The 19016-nt window shown below is 70.2% G+C and carries 17 protein-coding genes; 6 read left to right on the forward strand and 11 right to left on the reverse strand.

Annotated features, from left to right (window positions below; all coding sequences use genetic code 11):
• Positions 1 to 230 precede the first annotated feature (230 nt).
• The 3 genes from AB0B90_RS05200 to AB0B90_RS05210 are packed head-to-tail and all read right to left on the reverse strand — an operon-like array spanning position 231 to position 1996.
• Positions 231 to 1316 carry a Zn-dependent alcohol dehydrogenase gene (locus AB0B90_RS05200; protein WP_350950258.1) on the reverse strand — a complete coding sequence of 362 codons (1086 nt, stop codon included), beginning with the start codon at positions 1314 to 1316 and terminating at the stop codon, positions 231 to 233.
• Between the two features lie 11 nt (positions 1317 to 1327).
• Complete coding sequence (locus AB0B90_RS05205; protein ID WP_350950257.1) at positions 1328 to 1522, reverse strand: ferredoxin; 195 nt, start codon at positions 1520 to 1522, stop codon at positions 1328 to 1330.
• 9 nt (positions 1523 to 1531) lie between these two features.
• Positions 1532 to 1996, reverse strand: coding sequence for a pyridoxamine 5'-phosphate oxidase family protein (locus AB0B90_RS05210; RefSeq protein WP_362920890.1), 465 nt, complete (start codon positions 1994 to 1996; stop codon positions 1532 to 1534).
• Positions 1997 to 2072: 76 nt separating this feature from the next.
• Between AB0B90_RS05210 and AB0B90_RS05215 the strand changes: the two genes are divergently transcribed.
• Positions 2073 to 2720 (forward strand): class I SAM-dependent methyltransferase, encoded by a 648-nt coding sequence (locus AB0B90_RS05215; RefSeq protein WP_350950255.1) that lies wholly within the window; start codon positions 2073 to 2075, stop codon positions 2718 to 2720.
• On the opposite strand, the gene AB0B90_RS05220 is transcribed toward AB0B90_RS05215, so the two are convergent.
• The 5 genes from AB0B90_RS05220 to AB0B90_RS05240 all read right to left on the reverse strand — a co-directional run bounded on the left by AB0B90_RS05220 (position 2656) and on the right by AB0B90_RS05240 (position 8793).
• Positions 2656 to 3648, reverse strand: a complete 993-nt coding sequence (locus AB0B90_RS05220; RefSeq protein ID WP_362920892.1) for an enediyne biosynthesis protein UnbU — start codon at positions 3646 to 3648, stop codon at positions 2656 to 2658. The two genes, AB0B90_RS05215 and AB0B90_RS05220, sit on opposite strands and share 65 nt — an antisense overlap.
• The gene (locus AB0B90_RS05225; protein ID WP_362920894.1) at positions 3645 to 5621 is read right to left on the reverse strand and encodes a CRTAC1 family protein; all 1977 of its coding nucleotides are present in this window, start codon (positions 5619 to 5621) and stop codon (positions 3645 to 3647) included. The genes AB0B90_RS05220 and AB0B90_RS05225 overlap by 4 nt, the downstream gene beginning before the upstream one ends.
• Before the next feature lie 77 nt (positions 5622 to 5698).
• Positions 5699 to 6751 carry a prenyltransferase gene (locus AB0B90_RS05230; RefSeq protein ID WP_350950252.1) on the reverse strand — a complete coding sequence of 351 codons (1053 nt, stop codon included), beginning with the start codon at positions 6749 to 6751 and terminating at the stop codon, positions 5699 to 5701.
• A 17-nt stretch (positions 6752 to 6768) separates the two neighbouring features.
• Positions 6769 to 7482 (reverse strand): methyltransferase domain-containing protein, encoded by a 714-nt coding sequence (locus AB0B90_RS05235; RefSeq protein WP_350950251.1) that lies wholly within the window; start codon positions 7480 to 7482, stop codon positions 6769 to 6771.
• Between the two features lie 66 nt (positions 7483 to 7548).
• Positions 7549 to 8793 carry a glycosyltransferase family 4 protein gene (locus AB0B90_RS05240; RefSeq protein WP_362920897.1) on the reverse strand — a complete coding sequence of 415 codons (1245 nt, stop codon included), beginning with the start codon at positions 8791 to 8793 and terminating at the stop codon, positions 7549 to 7551.
• Positions 8794 to 9089: 296 nt separating this feature from the next.
• Here AB0B90_RS05240 and AB0B90_RS05245 point away from each other — a divergent pair, with 296 nt between their 5' ends.
• Entirely contained in the window at positions 9090 to 10118 is a 1029-nt protein-coding gene (locus AB0B90_RS05245; protein WP_350950249.1) for a GDP-mannose 4,6-dehydratase, read from the forward strand.
• A gap of 192 nt (positions 10119 to 10310) precedes the next feature.
• Positions 10311 to 11492, forward strand: coding sequence for a macrolide family glycosyltransferase (locus AB0B90_RS05250; RefSeq protein ID WP_362920899.1), 1182 nt, complete (start codon positions 10311 to 10313; stop codon positions 11490 to 11492).
• A 79-nt stretch (positions 11493 to 11571) separates the two neighbouring features.
• Here AB0B90_RS05250 and AB0B90_RS05255 read toward each other — a convergent pair whose 3' ends face one another.
• The 3 genes from AB0B90_RS05255 to AB0B90_RS05265 all read right to left on the reverse strand — a co-directional run bounded on the left by AB0B90_RS05255 (position 11572) and on the right by AB0B90_RS05265 (position 16158).
• The gene (locus AB0B90_RS05255; RefSeq protein WP_362920902.1) at positions 11572 to 12009 is read right to left on the reverse strand and encodes a DNA-binding protein; all 438 of its coding nucleotides are present in this window, start codon (positions 12007 to 12009) and stop codon (positions 11572 to 11574) included.
• 374 nt (positions 12010 to 12383) lie between these two features.
• A complete protein-coding gene (locus tag AB0B90_RS05260) occupies positions 12384 to 13589 on the reverse strand; it encodes a cytochrome P450 (RefSeq protein ID WP_362899224.1) in 1206 nt (401 codons plus the stop codon).
• Positions 13590 to 13857: 268 nt separating this feature from the next.
• Entirely contained in the window at positions 13858 to 16158 is a 2301-nt protein-coding gene (locus AB0B90_RS05265; protein ID WP_362920904.1) for a glycoside hydrolase family 95 protein, read from the reverse strand.
• A gap of 159 nt (positions 16159 to 16317) precedes the next feature.
• On the opposite strand from AB0B90_RS05265, the gene AB0B90_RS05270 reads away from it, so the two are divergent.
• The 3 genes from AB0B90_RS05270 to AB0B90_RS05280 are packed head-to-tail and all read left to right on the forward strand — an operon-like array spanning position 16318 to position 18915.
• Positions 16318 to 17163 (forward strand): fumarylacetoacetate hydrolase family protein, encoded by an 846-nt coding sequence (locus tag AB0B90_RS05270; RefSeq protein ID WP_350950244.1) that lies wholly within the window; start codon positions 16318 to 16320, stop codon positions 17161 to 17163.
• A 27-nt stretch (positions 17164 to 17190) separates the two neighbouring features.
• Complete coding sequence (locus AB0B90_RS05275; RefSeq protein ID WP_350950243.1) at positions 17191 to 17937, forward strand: SDR family oxidoreductase; 747 nt, start codon at positions 17191 to 17193, stop codon at positions 17935 to 17937.
• 42 nt (positions 17938 to 17979) lie between these two features.
• Positions 17980 to 18915, forward strand: coding sequence for an aldo/keto reductase (locus tag AB0B90_RS05280; protein WP_350950242.1), 936 nt, complete (start codon positions 17980 to 17982; stop codon positions 18913 to 18915).
• Positions 18916 to 19016 lie beyond the last annotated feature (101 nt).

A 19016-nucleotide genomic window follows, 5' to 3' on the forward strand; every position in this document is an offset into this window, starting at 1 on the left:
ACTTCCGGTGTCGCTCCGGCTCCGTCGTTCGACGACGGGTTGAACGTCCAGCGCGTGCTGGCCGCGGTCGAACGCAGCGCCGACGACCAGAGCCGGATGACGGCGATCGAGGAGGTGTGACGGAGCCCGCCACCCACCGGGTGCACACCCGGTGAGCGGGCCCCGTCACCCGCGTGGCGGGCGCGCGAACCGAGTTCGCACGCCCGCCACGCGGCCGACGACGACGGCTCTCAGTCCAGGACGACGATCTGGCGCAGGACCTCACCGCCCCTGAGCGCCGCCACGGCGTCGTTCAGGTCGGCCAGCTTGATACGGGAGCTGATCATGCTCTCCAGGTCGAGCTTGCCCGCCTTGTAGAGCCCGGCGAAGAACGGGAAGTCGCGCCGGACGTCCGAGCCGCCGTACAGCGAGCTGAGAATGTTCTTGCCCTCGAACAATAGGTTGAAGGCGCTCAGCGGGACGTTGTCGTCCATCGCGCCCGCGCCCACCACGATCGTGTCACCACCCCGGCGGGTCGCCTGCCAGGCCGTCATGATGGCGGCGGACTTGCCGACGGCCTCGAAACCGTAGTCGAACCCGGCCCCGCCGGTGAGCGTGCCGACCGCGTCCATGAGCTGGTCGGGGGTGATGGCGTGGGTCGCGCCGACCTTCTTGGCGAGGGCGTGCTTGGACTCCAGGGGGTCGATCGCGAGGATCGTGGTGGCGCCGGAGATGCGGGCGCCCTGGATCACCGACAGGCCGATACCGCCCGCGCCGACCACGGCGACGGTCGAGCCCGCCCTCACCTTGGCCGTGTTCAGCGCCGCGCCGACGCCGGTGGTGATCCCGCAGCCGATGAGGGCCGCGGCCTCGAACGGCACGTCGGAATCGACCTTGATCGCCCCCTGCCAGGGCACGACGATCTCCTCGGACCAGGTGCCGCACCCGGCCATGCCGAACGCCGGGGTGTCGCCGCCGTAGCGGAAACGGGCGTTGACGAAGCTGTCCATCACGTACGTCATGCACAGGAAAGGCTGGTTCACCAGGCAGTTCGCGCAGCTGCCGCAGGCCGGGGTCCAGTTGACGATGACGTGGTCGCCGGGTTGTACCGAGGTCACGTGGTCACCGACCTCGACGACCTCTCCCGCCCCCTCGTGGCCGGGGACGACCGGCAACGGCATGGGCAGCACGCCGCTGATCACCGACAGGTCCGAATGGCAGACGCCGGTGGCCCTGATCTTGACACGGACATCCGTCGGGCCCATCGGCGCGAGGGTGAGGTCGTCGCGGATGTCGAGCTTGTCGTCGCCGACGGCATGTAGAAGCGCACCACGCATGGGGGGTCCTCCTAGTTCTCCTCAAGGGAGAGTGCGGCTTTGGGGCAGGACCGGACCGCGTGCCGGACGCGGTCCAGCATCTCCGGCGGCGGCTCAGGCAGCAGCACGTGCAGCTGGTCGTCGTCGTCGAGCTCGAAGACCTCCGGGGCGAGTCCCGTGCAGATCGCATTGGCCTCGCAGACCAGATAGTCGACTTTGATTTTCATATGGGCCTCCTAACCGGGAATGGCGAGCTTACGGTGATCCCAGGAGATCACTCGACTCGGCTCGACCACGAAGGCGACCCTTTTACGGCCGGTGTGGGCCACGTACTCGGTGAGTGACTCTTCCGCGTCGGGCATCCCGGCCATCCGTCTGGTCACGTCCATGCCGATGCCGAGGACGCCGTCGAGGTCGTCGATCCTGCGCGCCACCCCGTAGACGAGGACACCGCGCAGGTCGGAGTATTCGTCTCCGGCCTCGATCAGGCAGCTCACCCGGGCGTCGCGCTGGATGTTGAGCGTCTTCTGCGCCTTGCCGTAGGTCCAGAACGAGATCCTGCCCTCGGCCAGCCCGTAGAACATGGTCACCATGTGCGGTGTTCCGTCGGGGTTGATCGTGCCGAGTTGCAGCTTCCGAGACTCGGCGATGAAGGCCGTCACCTCGTCGTCGGTCATCACGATGCGGGCGCGCTGGTTCACGGTGCAAAGTAGAACACGTTCCACAAGGTCGGGCAAGGGGAGTCGGAATGTTGTTCGGTCTCGGTAGTCTGCTGCGATGAGCATCGCCACCATGCCGGCCGACCTGCTGTACGTCGCCCAGCGCGCCAAGGGTTTCATGCCACCCGAGGAAGGAATCGCGCTGTTCGAGACCGCCGCCGAGTACGGCCCACGGGGCCCGATCTGCGAGATCGGCAGTTACTGCGGGAAGTCCGCCGTCTACCTCGGGGCGGGGGCGCGGCAGGCGGGGTCCGTCGTCTTCACCGTGGACCACCACCGGGGCTCCGAGGAGATCCAGCCGGGCTGGGCCCACCACGACCCCACGCTGATGGACCTCCGCTTCGGCAAGATGGACTCGCTGCCCACCTTCCGCACCACCATCGCCTCCGCGGGGCTGGAGGACGAGGTCGTCGCGATCGTCGGCAGCTCCGAGCGCGTCGCCGCGCTGTGGAACACACCGCTCGCGATGCTCTTCATCGACGGCGGCCACTCCGAGGATCCGGTGACCAAGGACTACGAGGGGTGGGCCCCGCACGTCATGCCGGGCGGCGCCCTGGTCTTCCACGACATCTACCCCGACCCGGCCCAGGGCGGGCAGGCTCCGTACCGCGTCCACCAGCGGGCCCTCGCCTCCGGCGCGTTCAAGGAGGTCCGGCAGGAGGGCTCGCTGCGGGTGCTCGAACGGGTCGGATCCGGCATCGGCTGACGGAAAGCGTCGCGTGGAGGTGTGCCGCGAGCGCGAGACGCAGGTGGGGCGGAAGCGCCGCGTGCAGACCCCGGCCCGCGCCGACGATCACCAGGGCGAAGAACAGCCCGAAGACGACAGAAAGGTGGACCAGCAGCCCGTAGACCGTCGCCGTGGCGAGACCGAACACGACCTGCTCACGTGGCCTGGCGGGGGAGGTGCCCGGTTCGACGATCACGTATCCGGCGTAGAGGGCGAAGGCCGTCCCGGTCATCGGCAGCAGCGCGCTCACCGTCGACACGTCGGTCAGCGTGCCCCTGACGAGCGCCTGCAGGGCGAACCCGCCCGTCCAGCCCATGAGCAGCGGCAGTCTACCCGCGAGCCTGGCGTTCATCACCGTGCCCCAGACGAGTACGGTGAGCGGCACGATCAGGTCGAACGGCCCCGAGACCCACGCGGTGAACTGGTACGCCGGAGCGAGGCCGACCCACGGGAACAGCAGCAGCACGGCGACGATCCCGAAGGCGGCCGGGTTCAGGAACGGGCTCCCCGCCGCGTCCTCGGCCCTTCGCCCCTGCTCCAAGGTCTCCGGTGCTTTCATGCGGAAGACGTACGTGCCGCCGACGCCGATGAGGACGGCGAGCGCGATCGGCATCAGGTGCCCGTTGCCGTACAGCAGCATCGCGCAGAGCAGGCCGCACACGTAGGACGGCAGGAGGAAGCCGACGACCCGGGCGCGGGGCACCCCGAGATAGCGGGGCCGGCGTCGCCGCGACCACGCCTCCACGGTCTCCAGCGCGAGTTCGGCGGTCACGCCGGTGAGCACGCCGGCCACCGGTGCCAGGCAGGACTGTTCGAACCCGAGCACGGTGTGTCCGAGCACGGTGATCAGGGTGAGGGACCCCGCCAGCCGCCGGAACGCCGTCTCTCGCCTCCGGTCGGCGTTCACGGCCGCCGGATCTCCGAGGCACGGTCGCCGGCGAGCAGGATTTGATGCCAGCCGGGCTCCAGGGACACCGACGCGGTACGCGTGCCGCCGCAGGCGTTTCTCCAGGAGATCTCGACGGGGGCGGTGGGGTTCGGCAGGTCGTCGCCCAGGCCGAAGAGCAGTTCGGGTGCGGAGACGCCGTTGTGGCCGTTGGCGGGGTAGAGCTGCCTGCTCCGCGTGATCCCGCCGGGCAGGCGCACCGCGGCGACGGCACCGATGGCGGGCCGCGTCGGTCCGGGGTGGGCCGCTCCGGCCGCGCCGCAGGCACCGGCGGGGAGGCGGAGCCGCAGGCCCACGAACGGGGCCGTCGGCCCGTGGTTGCTGTAGAGCACCGACGCGGACCACTGGTTGGCGACCGCGAAGTCCAGCCGCCCGTCGTCGTCGACGTCGCCCACGGCGAAGGCCCGGCTGACCGCACCCCCGCCGTCCCCGCCGTCCCCGCCGGCGCCGTCGACCCCGGCTCGCCGCGCCACGTCCACGTAGCGGCCGTCCGGCCCCCTGGTGAAGAAGGTGTTGGTCTCGCGACCCGACAGGTCGTCGCCGACCTTCAGATCCGGCCACAGCGAGGGACGGGAGAGGAACAGGTCGTTGGCCGACTCCGCCTCCCGCAGCCGCGCCCACCGGTCGGCCTCACCCCTGACGAACCCGGTCGCGTGCATGATCTCGTCGATGCCGTCGTTGTCGAAATCCGCGGCCTTGACGTCCCAGGACCAGCCGCTGCGGCTCAGCCCCAGCTCCTCGCCGAGGTCGTCGTACGGCGCGTGCCCCTCGTGCAGCCCTCCTCGCCGTGACACGAAGGCGAAGTCGCCCTCGCGCGGCGCGGGGTCCCCGCTGAGGTTGCTCACCAGGATGTCCGGCCTGCCGTCGGCGTTGAGGTCGGTGAAGGCGACCCCCATCCCCCTGAACGAGTCGCGGCCGAGGACCCGCGAGGAGGGAGTCGCCAGATGCCGGGTGCCGCTCGCCTCGGTGAACCGGACCCTGCCGGGCGCCGACTCGTTGACCAGCAGGTGGTCGGGGCCGAAGTCGTTGGCCACGTACAGTTCGGGCCGTCCGTCGCCGTCCAGGTCCTGGGTGCCCAGAGCGAGGGTCCAGCCCCGGCCCTCGCCCGCGACCTCGTCGAACACCCCCTTCTCCTCGGTGAACAGCGCGGGTCCCGTCGCCCGGTAGAGCCGTCCGCCGCCCCCGTTGGCCGCGGCGGACGGCGAGTCGGGCATCACGGCGTCGCCGCTGTCGCCGCTGTCGTCACGGTCGTCGTGGTCACCGCTGTCGCCGTGGTCGCCGCCCAGCACCCTGACCCCGTCGGGGAAGTAGTTGCCGAAGACGAGGTCGAGGCGGCCGTCCCCGTCGAAGTCTCCGGCCGTGGCGGCGCTGGTGTTCCAGATCTCCGGCTCGGCGGTGAGCGAACGGTGACGGAAGGCCGCACCGGACGGGGGCTCGCCGGGGACGCGCAGGAACAGGGAGGGGGAGCGGCCCCAGTAGTAGACGACCAGGTCCTCCCAGCCGTCCTGGTCGAGATCGGCGGGCAGGCACCCGGTCGGCGCCTCGTACCGTCTGCGCTCCGGGGGGACCAGTGTGAACGGCCGGTAGCGGCGCGGGGTCCCCGGCGCGGGCCTGACGGTCACCGTGTCGCGGCGGGGGTCGACCAGGCACAGGTCGTCGGCGACGACCTCGCCGTCCACGTCGAACAGGGCCACCCCGGCGCCCAGCGACGACGCCGGGCTCCCGAGGCGCGCGTACCCCGGCGCGACCGGCCGCAGGAGACGGTCACCGGCCCGTGAGGGAGGGTTCAGCGGTCTCGCGTGGAAGGAGAAGGCGGCGGACGCCTCCACCGCCGAGGTGTCCGGCAGGGCGGTCAGCCTCCACCCGGCGGTCGCGGACACCAGGGCGAGGAATCCCGCCGCGCATCTGCGAACCCCACCGCCCCTCCGAGTCACGGACCCGAACGTAGTGAGCCGCATTCAGCCCTTCAAGCACCGCGTTTCTGGTTCCGTGCAAAGAAACCGCCGGAGGTTCAGCTCCTGGAGCGGGCGTGGCTGCAGCCGCACGCGGCGGTGGGACGGTCGGTCACGTACCCGCCCGCGTCGCGGAAGATGCCCGAGGCGGGGGTGTGCCCGTCCAGCGCGTCGGCGGCGAGCACGACCGCGGCCGCGGTGTAGGCCGAGCGCTCGTGCGGGAAGTGCTTGCCGTTCACGAACTGCCAGCCGGTCCAGTACGAACCGTCCTCGTGCCGCAGGTGCTGCATGTCGGAGAAGAGCCGCAGCGCCCGTCCCCGGTCGCCCAGGGCGTCGAGGGCGAGCACCAGCTCGCACGTCTCCGCGCCGGTCACCCACGGCTGGTCGGAGACGCAGCGGATGCCGAGACCCGCCTCCACGAACGTGTCCCACTCCTCGGCGAGCCGTGTCTCCGCGGCCTGGCCGCGCACCGCGCCGCCCAGGATCGGGTAGTACCAGTCCATCGAGAAGCGGCTCTTGTCGGCGAACGCCTCGGGGTGGGCGGCCAGCACGTGGCCGAGCTGGTCGGCGGCGAGCTCCCAGTCGGGCTGCGGGTCACCCAGGTGCTCGCCGAGCAGCACACCGCAGCGCAGAGCCTGGTGGATGGAGGCGCAACCGGTCAGCAGGGCGTACGCGGCGGGCCTGCCGTCGGCCGCGCGCTCCCAGACGATCTCACCCCGGGTGGTCTGCAGGCCGACCACGAAGTCCAGCGCCGTCCGGACGACCGGCCACATCCGCCGGGCGAAGTCCTCGTCCCCGGTCACCAGGAGTTCGTGCCAGACGCCGACCGCGACGTAGGCGGCGTGGTTGGACTCCCCGCCCTGCTCGACGGCCTCGCCGCCGACGAGTTTCATCGGCCAGGAACCGTCGGCCCGCTGGGTGCGGACGAGCCAGTCGTACCCGCGGCGTACCGGGCCGGTCAGCCCCGCCACGCTCATCGCCATCAGGCACTCGATGTGGTTCCAGGCGTCCACGTGTCCCTCGGGCCACGGGACGCCGCCGTCGGCCTCCTGCACCGCCGCGATGCTCCGGGCGGTGCGGACGACCTCTTCCCACTCCATGCAGCCGCTCACTGCCCCTCCTTCGGAGGTCACGCGGGCTTGCGGACGTAGAGCACCACGCTCTTGCCGATGAGCGGGTTGAGTACGGCCTCGGCGATCCTGGTGGCGGCGGGGCGCTTCATGATGTCCCAGACCAGCAGCTCGTGGTACGCCTTGGCGAGCGGGTGGTCGTCGTTGTCGACGCCGACCGCGCACTTGATCCACCAGTAGGGCGCGTGCAGGCCGTGGGCGTGGTGGTGCGGGCCGATGACGAAGCCCGTCGACTTGAGCTTCGCGCTCAGCTCGGCGAGCGTGTAGATGCGGACGTGCCCGCCGGGAGCGGTGTGGTACGCCTCGTCGAGTGCCCAGCAGATGCGTTCGGGCAGGAAGCTCGGCACGGTGACGGCCGCCTGGCCGCCCGGCTTGAGCACCCGGAAGATCTCGCGCATCGCGGCCATGTCGTCGGGGATGTGCTCCAGCACCTCCGCGGCGATCACCCGGTCGAAGCCGCCGTCCTCGAACGGCATGTCGAGCGCGTCGCCGGTCACGGTCTCCGCCGTCGCGCCCGGCGGCACCTCCCCGGCCTTGTCCATCGCGGAGAACATGCTCGCCACGCCCTCCAGCTCCCTGGCGTCCATGTCGAAGGCCACCACGTCGGCGCCGCGCCGCAGCACTTCGAAGGCGTGCCGTCCGCCGCCACAGCCCAGGTCCAGGACTCGGGTCCCCGGACCCACGGGCAACCGGTCGAAGTCGACAGTCAGCACTCGCCGCTCCTTGTGAGAGGTGGTCGTTTCAGGGTGTCGCTCACTTCGGTCGTCTCAGGGGGTCGTTCACTTCGCCCGGCGGGCCTGGATGGCCTCGTGGTAGGCCTCCACGGTCCGCTGGGCGACGACGTTCCAGGTGAAGCGCTCCATGACCCGGTCGTAGCCCTTCTTGCCGACCGCGGCACGCTCCTCGGGGGAGTCGTGCAGGCGGCGCAGCACCGCGGCGAGCTCCTCGGGGTCGCCGGGGGCCACCTGTACGGCGGCGTCGCCGACGACCTCGGGCAGCGCCCCGGTGCGGCTCGCGACGAGCGGGGTGCCGCAGGCCATGTGCTCGACGGCGGGCAGCGAGAAGCCCTCGTAGAGGGAGGGGACGACCGAGATCTCCGAGGTGGCGATGAGCTCGCCCAGTTCGGCGTCGGAGATGCCGTGCACGAACCTGACCCGGTCGTGCAGCGCCAGTTCGCCGACGAGCTTCTCGGTCGGGCCGCCGGGGGTGGGTTTGCTCACCACGGTCAGGTTGACGTCGCGTTCGGTGGCGAGCTTCGCCACGGCCCTCAGCAGCGTCGCGACGCCCTTCATCGGGGAGTCGGCGCTGGCGACCGCGACGATGGACCCGGGCCGCTTGGGAAGCTCCGGGCGCGGGTGGAAGTAGCGGGTGTCGACGCCCAGCGGGATGAGCCGCATGTTCTTCTGCGGCACGTTGAAGTCGCGGTGGATGTCGGCGAGGGACGACTCGCTCACGGTGAGGATCGGGCTGAGCCGGGGCGCGACCTTGGCCTGCATCCGCACGAAGCCGTACCAGCGCCGCATCGGGAGCTTCTTGCGCGGCGTCGCGGCCTTGATCTCGATGCGCCGGTCCACGCTGATCGGGTGGTGGATGGTGCCGACCACGGGGAACAGCTTCTGGATGCCGAGCACGCCGTAGCCGAGGGTCTGGTTGTCCTGCACGACGTCGAAGTCGCCGACGCGCTTCTTCAGCTCGCGGTACGCCCGCATGCTGAAGGTGAGCGGCTCGGGGAACCCGGCGGTCCACATGGTGCCGACTTCGAGCAGGTCGATCCAGTCGCGGTACTCACTCAGCCCGGGGGTGCGAAAGGGGTCCTCGTCGCGGTACAGGTCAAGGCTGGGGATCTTGGTGAGGACGACGCCCTCGTCGAGCTCCGGGTAGGGCTGGCCGGAGAAGACCTCCACGCTGTGCCCGAGGGCGACCAGCTCGCGACTGAGATGGCGCAGGTAGACGCCCTGCCCACCGCAGGTCGGTTTGCTGCGGTACGACAGCAGCGCGACCCGCAGTGATTCAGCACCCGGCACGGCAACCCCCTTCTCAACCTGTCCGAAAAGGGGACAGGTACCGTGAAAGATGACCTTTGTCCTCGGACCCTACCATTCACGAGCCCTGTTGTACCTGATGTGGAATTGTCCCTAGATCGCGCTTCACTGCGTGCGAACTGGGAAGTTAGCCTTATCGAGCGTGATTCGGTGTAACGCGTTCTAGGTGAGTTGTGTCTCAGGGTGATGGTGCCTGCCGGATGCTCTGCGGGTACATTCGCCATCAAACGGCACAAGAACCGGCATAGGTTGCCGCCCCCGCAAGCGAGGAGGACGCGTTGGCCAGGCGCGCGCTGATCACCGGTATCACCGGGCAGGACGGTTCCTATCTGGCCGAGTGCCTGCTCGGTCAGGGCTACGAGGTCTCCGGTCTCGTCCGCGGGCAGGCCAACCCCCGAGTTCCACGTTTCCGCAAGCTCCTGCAGGACGTCCAGCTCGTCCGAGGCGACCTGCTCGACCAGGGGTCGCTGATCTCCGCCGTCGAGAAGGTCCAGCCCGACGAGGTCTACAACCTGGGCGCGATCTCGTTCGTCCCCATGTCGTGGGAGCAGGCCGAGCTCACCGCCGAGGTGACCGGCATGGGTGTGCTGCGCATGCTTGAGGCGATCCGGGTCTGCTCGGGCATCTCCTCCTCGCGTACGGCGGCGGGATCGGGTCAGATCCGCTTCTACCAGGCGTCCTCCTCGGAGATGTTCGGCCAGGTCCGCGAGACCCCGCAGACCGAGATCACCCCCTTCCACCCCCGCTCGCCGTACGGTGTGGCCAAGGCGTACGGGCACTTCCTGACGCAGAACTACCGCGAGTCGTACGGCATGTACGCGGTGTCGGGGATCCTGTTCAACCACGAGTCCCCGCGCAGGGGGGCCGAGTTCGTCACCAGGAAGGTGTCGCTCGGTGTGGCCAGGATCAAGCTCGGCCTCGCCTCCGAGCTGCGCCTGGGCAACATGGAGGCGCGCCGCGACTGGGGATTCGCCGGAGACTACGTCCGCGCGATGCACCTGATGCTCCAGGCGGACACGCCGGAGGACTACGTGATCGGCACCGGTCGCACCCAGACCGTCCGCGACCTCGTGGAGGCGGCCTTCACCGCCGCCGGGCTCGACTGGGAGCGGTACGTCGTCACCGACCAGACCCTGCACCGCCCGGCCGAGGTCGACCTGCTGTGCGCGGACCCGAAGAAGGCCCGCGTCCAGCTCGGCTGGGAGCCCACGGTCGGCTTCGAGGAGCTCGTGGCGATGATGGTCGAGTCGGACGTGAAGCTGCTCTCCGAGGGCGGCGACCCCGACCAGGACTCCTCCTGGCCCTGAGCCGGTCCGGGTATTCAGTAGACGAGTCGTAGCGTCTCGTATTGACAGTGTGCGCGACAGGGGGAATGCTGTGCCATAAGCGAGACGAGACGTCTCGTCACTCATGTGATTCCGTCGGCCCCTCGCCAAAAGGTCTCGACGGACCCCCGAGGGCATCCCGGCAGAATTCCGAATTCCGACAGAGGAGAAACCATGTCCCGACGCGCGCACATCGCGATGGTCAGCATCCCCGCGCCGGGCCACGTGAACCCGAGCATCGAAGTGATCAGGGAGTTGGTGGCGCGAGGGCACCGGGTGACCTACGCCAACGACCCCTCCTACGCCGACGTGATCACCGGCGCCGGGGCCGAACTCGTCCCGTACACCTCGACCCTGCCCATGGGAGACAGCGCCAAGTGGCCGGAGGACACGGTCGCGCAGCTCGACGTCTTCCTCGGCGACGCGATCTCGATGCTGCCGCAGCTCCGCGCCGCGTACGAGAACGACCGGCCCGACCTGTTCCTCTACGACATCGGCGGCTACACCGCCCGGGTGCTCGCGGAGAACTGGGACATCCCCCTGATGCAGCTCTCGCCGACGTACGTGGCCTGGGAGGGCTACCGGGAGGAGATGGCGCCGATGGTCGAGGAGCTGAAGAAGGCTCCGGGCGGGGCCGAGCACTACCGGCGGTTCGACGAGTGGCTGCATGACAACGGCATCCGCGACACCGACTCCCACGACTTCGGAGGCCGTCCGCCGCGGGCGCTCGCGCTCATCCCGAAGATCATGCAGCCCAACGCCGACCGGGTCGACCCCGCCAGGATCACCTTCACCGGGCCCTGCTTCGCCACCCGCACCCACCAGGAGCCCTGGGTCCGGCCCGAGGGTGCGGAGAAGGTGCTGCTCGTCTCCCTGGGGTCGGCCTTCACCAACCTGCCGGACTTCTACCGCTCCTGCCTGGCCGCCTTCGGGGACCTGCCCGGCTGGCACGTCGTCCTGCAGGTCGGGAGGTTCGTGGACCGGGCGGAACTCGGCGCGATCCCCGCCAACGTCGAGGTGCACTCCTGGGTCTCGCAGCTCTCGATCCTGGAGCGGGCCGACGCGTTCGTCACCCACGCGGGCATGGGCGGCAGCCAGGAGGGCCTGTACTGCGGCGTCCCGATGATCGCCGTCCCGCAGGCCGTCGACCAGTTCGGCAACGCCGACAGGCTCGTGGAACTCGGGGTCGGCCGCAGGATCGACACCGAGGACGCCACCCCGAAGGCGTTGCGCGCCGCCCTGCTCGACCTCACCTCCGACCCGGAGGTGGCGGCTCGGCTGGCGAAGCTCAGGGACGAGGTCCGGGGTGAGGGCGGCACCGTCCGCGCGGCCGACCTGATCGAGGAACTGCTTTGACCTCCTCCCCGGCCTGAAGGGCCGGGGATTCTCCCGTCGCGTCGCGGCTGAGCGGCGCGTGGGGGTTGACGCGCAGCCCTCAGGCCGGCGGTGCGGTGCGGCCCGCCAGGCGTTCGTGGCGTTGCTTGGCCGCCTGGGGGGTGGCGAGGCCGAGGCCGAACGCGATCTCCTGCCAGGTGAGGCCGCGGCCCCGCGCCATGAGGAGAAGCGCGGCCTCAAGCTCGTCCATCTCCGCGCGGGCCCTGGGCAGAAGGGTGAGGGCGGCGGTGATGTCGGCGTGGTCCACCTCCGGCTCACCCTCCTCGGGGTGGGCGCTGCCGCTCAGCAGGAACGTCACGAGCCTGACGGCCTCGTGGGCCCCGAGGACCGTGGGGTGGACCTGCCGGAGGCGCTGGGACTCGTCGGTCGCGTGGCGCTCGGCGATGCGCGAGAGGGAGGCATACTCGCGGTGCGTCCGGGTCAGGGCGGGGTCGGGAGCGGTGAAGGGGTCGGATGATCCGTCGTGATGAGCGGGCATGCGACCAGGATGATCCAAAGCACAATCTATTGTCAACAATCTAAGTTCAACAGAATGTTTAAACGATGGGTGTGGTGCCACCCCGGCGACCCGTCGACCGGGGCGGGGAGGCGTAGGGGGAGACACGGGAGACACGGGAGACACGGACGAGGGTCGCGAGGTCCATCGAGGGCCATGGGAAAACACGGGAGGACGCGGGGGACTCGATGGGACGCGGGGAGATTCGCCCGGTTTCTTTAGTGGCGCCACAGTGGCGCCACCGCGAGCCGGATGCTCCGACGGCACCACCGTGAGCCGCCGGTGTGAGCCGGATTCTCCGGTGCCTCCGACATGGGAGGGCGGCCCTCCCATGTCGTGTCCGGTGTCGCCCGACCTCAGCCGACGGTGACCGGCAGGTCCTTGATGCCGTTGATGAAGTTGGACCGCAGGCGGCGGGCCTCGCCCGCCTGCTCCAGGTTGGGCAGCCGCTCGGCCAGCACCTCGAACAGCACCCGCAGCTCCAGCTTGGCGAGGTGGTTGCCCAGGCAGAAGTGCGCGCCGCCGCCGCCGAAGCCGATGTGCGGGTTGGGGTCGCGGCCGATGTCGAAGACGCCGGGGTCGGCGAACACCTCCTCGTCCCGGTTGGCGGAGCTGTAGAAGATCACGACCTTGTCGTCCTCCTTCACCTCCTGCCCGCCGATCGTCGTGTCGGCGGTGGCCGTACGGCGGAAGAGGTTCACCGGGGCGACCCAGCGGACGATCTCGTCGGCGGCGGTGCGGGCGAGAGAGCGGTCGGCGACGAGGCGCCGCCACTGCTCGGGGTTCTCGAAGAAGGCGAGCATGCCGCCCGAGGCGGCGTTACGGGTGGTCTCGTTGCCCGCCACCACGAGCAGCAGCACGAACAGGTCGAACTCCTCCTCGGTGAGGGTCTCCCCGGCGGCGTCGGGCATGATCAGCTTGGTGACGATGTCCTCGCGGGGCTGGGCGCGCCGCTCGGCGGCGAGGGTGTTGGCGTAGGCGTAGACCTCCATCGCCGCGTTCGTGCCCTCTTCGGGATCGGCCGCGTAGTCGGGGTCCTCGGCCCCGATCATCTGGTTGGACCAGTTGAAGATCTTGTCGCGATCCTCGACGGGGGCGCCGAGCAGCTCGCAGATCACGTACAGCGGGAGCGGGGCGGCGATGTCCCTGACGAAGTCGACCGAGCCGCGTCCCTTCGCCTCGTCCACCAGCTCGTGGCAGATGTCGCGGATGTGCCCCTCCAGGGCGTTCATCATGCGCGGGGTGAAGCCCCGGTTGACCAGGGAGCGCCGCCGGGTGTGCTCCGGTGGGTCCTGGTTGAGCATCATCAGCCGCTGGAGGGCCCTCTGGTCCTCGGGGATCTCGTTGAAGAGCGCGAGCTTCCTGCTCGACGAGAACAGGTCGGAGCGGCGGGAGACCTGCACCACGTCGGCGTGCTTGGTGACCGCCCAGAAGCCCGGCCATCCCCGCTCGGCGTCGCCCGGGTGCGCGTAGACCGGCGCGTTCGCCCGCAGCCAGGCCAGCTGTTCGTAGGGTGCGCCGTTCTGCCAGTAGAAGTCCTGGTCGACCAGATCGATATCCAATGGTCCTCCTGCGAACCGGTCGGCGCTTTCGTGACACGGTTCATATCGGCGCGATTTTGGGGGTGCGGTCAGCGGCGTACCCTCACGCGTTCGCCGAGAATCCATCGCGAACGTGGCGATCGCGGGACTTTTTGCTGCTCCCGCCTTCCGCTCCGGGCACGCCGAGTTACCGAGTGCCTGAGCGGGCGCTCGGCGATTCTTCTTTCTGGAACGTGTTCTATTACGGTAAGGGGGTCTCGTCAAGTCGGAGCCCGTACGGCGGCCGCGATCAGGGGACGGCGAGCTTGACGATCGTGTAGGACCCGCCGGCTTCGGCGTCGATGGTGATGACGTCACCGTCGCGACGCGGGGTGACGATCCCGCCGCGCTCGTCCTCGACGTGGTGTCGGCCACCGACCATGGCGGCGCGGACCCTGAGGGGGCCCGACGTCCCGGCGTGCACGGTGACCCTGTCGGCGTCGCCGTCCCGCCACGAGACGTCCACGGTCACGTCGCCCCGGGCGCGCAGGCCGGTCACCGAACCGGTGGGCCAGGCGGACGGCAGTGCGGGCAGCACGTGGACCGTGCCGTGTCCGCTCTGCAGCAGCATCTCGGCCATGCCGGAGGCGGCGCCGAAGTTGCCGTCGATCTGGAACGGCGGGTGGGTGTCCCACAGGTTGTCCAGAGTGGAGCCGCCGAGCTGTTCGACGAGCATCCTGTGCGCGCGGTCACCGTCCAGCAGGCGGGCCCAAAAGTTGATCTTCCACGCCTTGCTCCAGCCGGTGCCGCCGTCGCCCCGCGCGGTGAGCGAGATCCCGGCCGCCTCGGCCTCCGGGGTGCCGGCGACGATCTGCCGTCCGGGGTGCAGTGCGAACAGGTGGGAGACGTGCCGGTGGGTGTCGCCCGGGTCGTCGAGGTCCTCCTTCCACTCCTGGAGCTGTCCCCAGCACCCGATGCGGATCCCCGGGTCGAGCATGGCCAGCGCGGCCGTCACCTCGGCCTGGAAGGCCGTGTCGGTCCTCAGTGTCTTCGCCGCCTCCAGGGTGTCGGTCAGCAGTTGGAAGACGATCTGCTGGGACATCGAGGCGCCCGCCGTGAAGTCGCCGTGCTCGGGGGAGTAGCCGGGGGAGACCACCAGCCCACCGTCGCGCGGGTCGGTGTGGAGGGTGTCCAGCCAGAACTCGGCCGCGCCCTTCATCACCGGGTACGCGGTCTCGCGCAGATACTCGACGTCGCCGCAGAAACGGTAGTGGTCGTACATCCGCAGGGTGAGCCACGCCGCCGCCTCGGGGAACCAGAACGCGGTGGCCCAGTCGTGCACGCCGGTGAAGCCGAACGGGTTGGTCTCGTTGTGCACCACCCAGCCGCGCGCCCCGAACATCTCCCGCGCGGTCCTCTCACCGGGAGCGACCAGCGACCGGATGTAGCGGTCGTACGGCTCGGTCGTCTCGGCGAGGTTGGTCTGCTCGGCGAGCCAGTAGTTCATCTGCAGGTTGATGTTGACGTGGTAGTCGGCCGCCCAGGGAGGATCGACGGAGTCGTTCCACACGCCCTGCAGGTTCGCCGGGAGCGACCCCTCCCTGGAGGAGGCGATCAGCAGGTAGCGGCCGTAGGCGAAGAACATCGCCTCCAGCGCCCGGTCGTCGGCCGAGGCGCCGCCGGTGTAGGCCGCGCGCAGCCTGTCGGTCGGGACGGCCGGGGTCCTCTGCCCGAGGTCGAGCCCGACCCGGTCGAACAGCCTGCGGTGGTCGGCCCGGTGCTCGGCCCTGAGCTCCTCGTACGACCTGCGGGAGGCCCCGTCGACCGCCCCGGTCACCGCGGCGTGCGGGTCCGCGGTCCGGTAGGCCGGGTAGACGTCGGAGTAGTCGGTGCCCGCAGACAGGACGAACACCGCGCTGTCCGCGCCCGTGACGGTGATCTCGTCGGTGCCGTCGGTGCGGGTGCCGCCCCGGGCGATCACCTGGACCTGCGCCTCGAACCTCATGCCGTTGTCGGCGAGGACGCCCCTCACGGTGAGGCGGCCCTCGGAGACCGAGACCTGCCCGTCGCCGCGGGGAGAGGAGGTGCGCAGCGTGAAGGAGACCTCGCCGCCCCTGTCGGCGGAGAGCCTGCCGACGACGACGTTTCCCGGGTGGCTGGCGAAGTACTCGCGGGAGTGGGTCACCCCGTTCGCGGTGTAACCGACCCTGGCGACCGCCTCGCGCAGGTCCAGCTCCCTGCGGTAACCGGTGACGGCGCCCCCGGGGAACTCGGGGCCGTCGTGCATGTCCAGCCATAGGTCCCCGAAAGTCTGGTAGGCACCGAATCCGCTCCTGGGTTGCCCGAGCCTCGCCGCCACCGCCTCGGGGGACATCGCGCCGTCGCGGTCGATCCGCGCCCTGATCTCGGCGATCGCGTCCGGCCTCGGGGAGGTCCAGTTGCCGAAGTCGTAGCCGTTCGCTCCGGGGCCGCCGGTCCACAGCGACTTCTCGTTGAACTGGATCCGCTCGCCGCCGACGCCGCCGAACACCGTGGCACCCAGCGCGCCGTTGCCGATCGGTAACGCCTGGGTTTCCCAGTCGGCGGCCGGTCTGTCGTACCAGAGCGTCAAGTCATCGGGTGTATCCGAGCGTGTCACGTTCAACCCTTCCGGCCGCGGTTCCCCCTCGATGGTGGAGGAGATGTTTCGATCGGTGAGGGTTGACACCGAGGTTTGGTGTCGTTAAACATCACGGAACAAGACATCCGATGTATCAGTGAAGGGTACGGCGTGAAGCTACTGCGAGTGGGACCCGTGGGCCAGGAGCGCCCGGCCGTCCTGGACGAGGCCGGTAACCTCCGTGCAATCTCGGAAACCGAGATCGACGGGGCTTTCTTCGCTTCGGGAGGCGTGGCTCGGGTCCGCGAGGCACTGGAGCGGGACGATCTTCCCGTGCTGGACGCCGAAGGACTGCGGATCGGCGCCCCGATCGCGCGGCCCGGGAAGATCGTGTGCATCGGCCTCAACTACATCGACCACGCGACGGAGACGAACGCCGCCACCCCGGCCGAGCCGATCGTCTTCATGAAGGCGCCCAACACGATCGTCGGGCCCGACGACGAGGTGCTCATCCCCAGGGACAGCGTGAAGACCGACTGGGAGGTCGAGCTGGCCGTCGTCATCGGTGAGACGGCCCGCTACGTCGAGACGCACGAGGAGGCGCTGTCCAAGGTCGCGGGCTACGCCATCTCCAACGACGTCTCCGAGCGCGAGTTCCAGCTGGAGCGCGGCGGCCAGTGGGACAAGGGCAAGTCCTGCGAGACCTTCAACCCGCTCGGTCCCTGGCTGGTCACCCCCGACGAGATCCCCGACCCGCAGGCTCTTGGCCTGCGCCTGTGGGTGGACGGGGAGCGGTTCCAGAACGGCGACACCAAGAACATGATCTTCACCGTGGCGGAGGTGATCCGCTACCTCAGCCGGTTCATGGTCCTCGAACCCGGTGACCTGATCAACACCGGCACCCCGGCGGGCGTCGCGCTCGGCCTGCCCGGCACGCCGTACCTGCGCGCGGGGCAGGTCGTGGAGCTGGAGATCGACGGACTCGGGCGCCAGCGGCAGACCATGGGACAGGCGTGAGCGACGAAACGGTACGGAGGTCTCTCAATGGGTGAGTTCGACGGCATGCGCGCCCTGGTCACCGGCGGCGGATCCGGCATCGGGCTGGCCACCGCCACCCTGCTGGCCGAACGCGGGGCGAGGGTGGCCTCCCTCGACATCAACGCCTCCGATGGCCCGTTCGTCGAGGTGAGGGCCGACGTCACCGACGAGGAGGCGGTCCGTGCGGCCGTCGCCGAGGCCGTCGAGCGGCTCGGTGGCCTGGACATCCTGGTGAACAACGCCGGGATCGGCGCCGCAGGGACGATCGAGGACAACCCCTACGAGGAGTGGGCCAGGGTGATGGACGTCAACGTCCTGGGCATCGTCCGGGTCACCCGGGCGAGCCTGCCGCACCTGCGCCGCTCGGAGCACGCCGTGATCGTCAACACCTGCTCGATCGCGGCGACGGCGGGACTGCCCCAACGGGCGCTCTACAGCGCGTCCAAGGGGGCGATCCAGTCGTTGACGCTGGCGATGGCGGCCGACCACGTGCGCGAGGGCATCCGGGTCAACTGCGTCAACCCGGGCACCGCCGACACCCCCTGGGTGCAGCGCCTGCTGGACGCGGCGCAGGACCCGGAGGCCGAGCGGGCGGCGCTGGAGGCCCGCCAGCCGATGGGCCGCCTGGTGAGCGCCCCGGAGGTCGCCGCCGCGATCGCCTACCTCGCGAGCCCGCTCGCCTCGGCCACCACCGGCACGATCCTGGCCGTGGACGGCGGGATGCAGGGGCTCAGGCTCCGGCCGAAGTCGTGACAGGGATTCCGGCGGGATCGCAGAAACGGAACGGAGCAGGCGGTGCGGGTTAGCAGGTACGGCTTCGGCGCGGCGCCGATCGGAAACCTGTTCTCGGCGGTCGGTGAGGACGTGGCGCGCGCGGCGGTGGACGCGGCCTACGAGGCGGGGGTCCGCCTGTTCGACACCGCGCCCCACTACGGGCTCGGCCTGTCGGAACGACGACTCGGCGCCGCCCTGGCGGAAAGGCCCCGCGACTCCTACACCCTGTCCACCAAGGTCGGACGTCTGCTCGTGCCCGCCGCCGGCGAAGGCCCCTTCGGCCGGGACGACCAGGGCTTCGACGTCCCCGCGGACATGCGCCGGGTGTGGGACTTCTCCCGCGACGGGATCCTGCGGTCGCTGGAGGAGAGCCTGGAGCGGCTCGGCCTCGACGCGGTCGACATCGCCCTGATCCACGACCCGGACGACCACTGGGAGCAGGCCGTCTCCGAGGCGTACCCGGCCCTCGCCGAACTGCGTGACCAGGGCGTCGTGAAGTCCGTCGGGGTCGGCATGAACCAGACGGGGATGCTCGCCGCGTTCGTCCGCGAGACCGGCGTCGACACGGTCATGCTCGCCGGGCGCTACACCCTCCTCGACCGGTCGGGGGAGGAGGAGTTGCTGCCCCTGTGCGCCGAGCGCGGCGTCTCGGTGCTCGCCGCGGGGGTCTTCAACAGCGGACTGCTCGCCACCCACGACCCGTCGGGCACCTACGACTACGCCCCCGCCCCCGGACCGCTCCTGGAGCGCGCCCGCCGCATCGCCGCCGTCTGCGAACGCCACGACGTCACCCTCCCCCAGGCGGCCCTCGCCTTCCCTCTGCGCCACCCGGCCGTCGCGAGCGTCGTGATCGGCGCCCGCTCCGCCGCCGAGGTCGTCCGCAACGCGGAACTGGCCGCCAGACCTGTCCCGGAAGCCCTCTGGACCGACCTCACCGCCGAGGGCCTCATCTCCTGAGCCGCCCGGTCTCCGTTGAATTTCGCGGGACCGTCGCGCCCGGTGTCGATTTCGTCGGACGCCGTTCGTGTGAAGGGTAGGAAGGCGGCGATGGTGCCGCA

The organism is Streptosporangium sp. NPDC049078, from assembly GCF_040648855.1.
In the GTDB taxonomy this organism is placed as follows: Bacteria; Actinomycetota; Actinomycetes; order Streptosporangiales; family Streptosporangiaceae; genus Streptosporangium.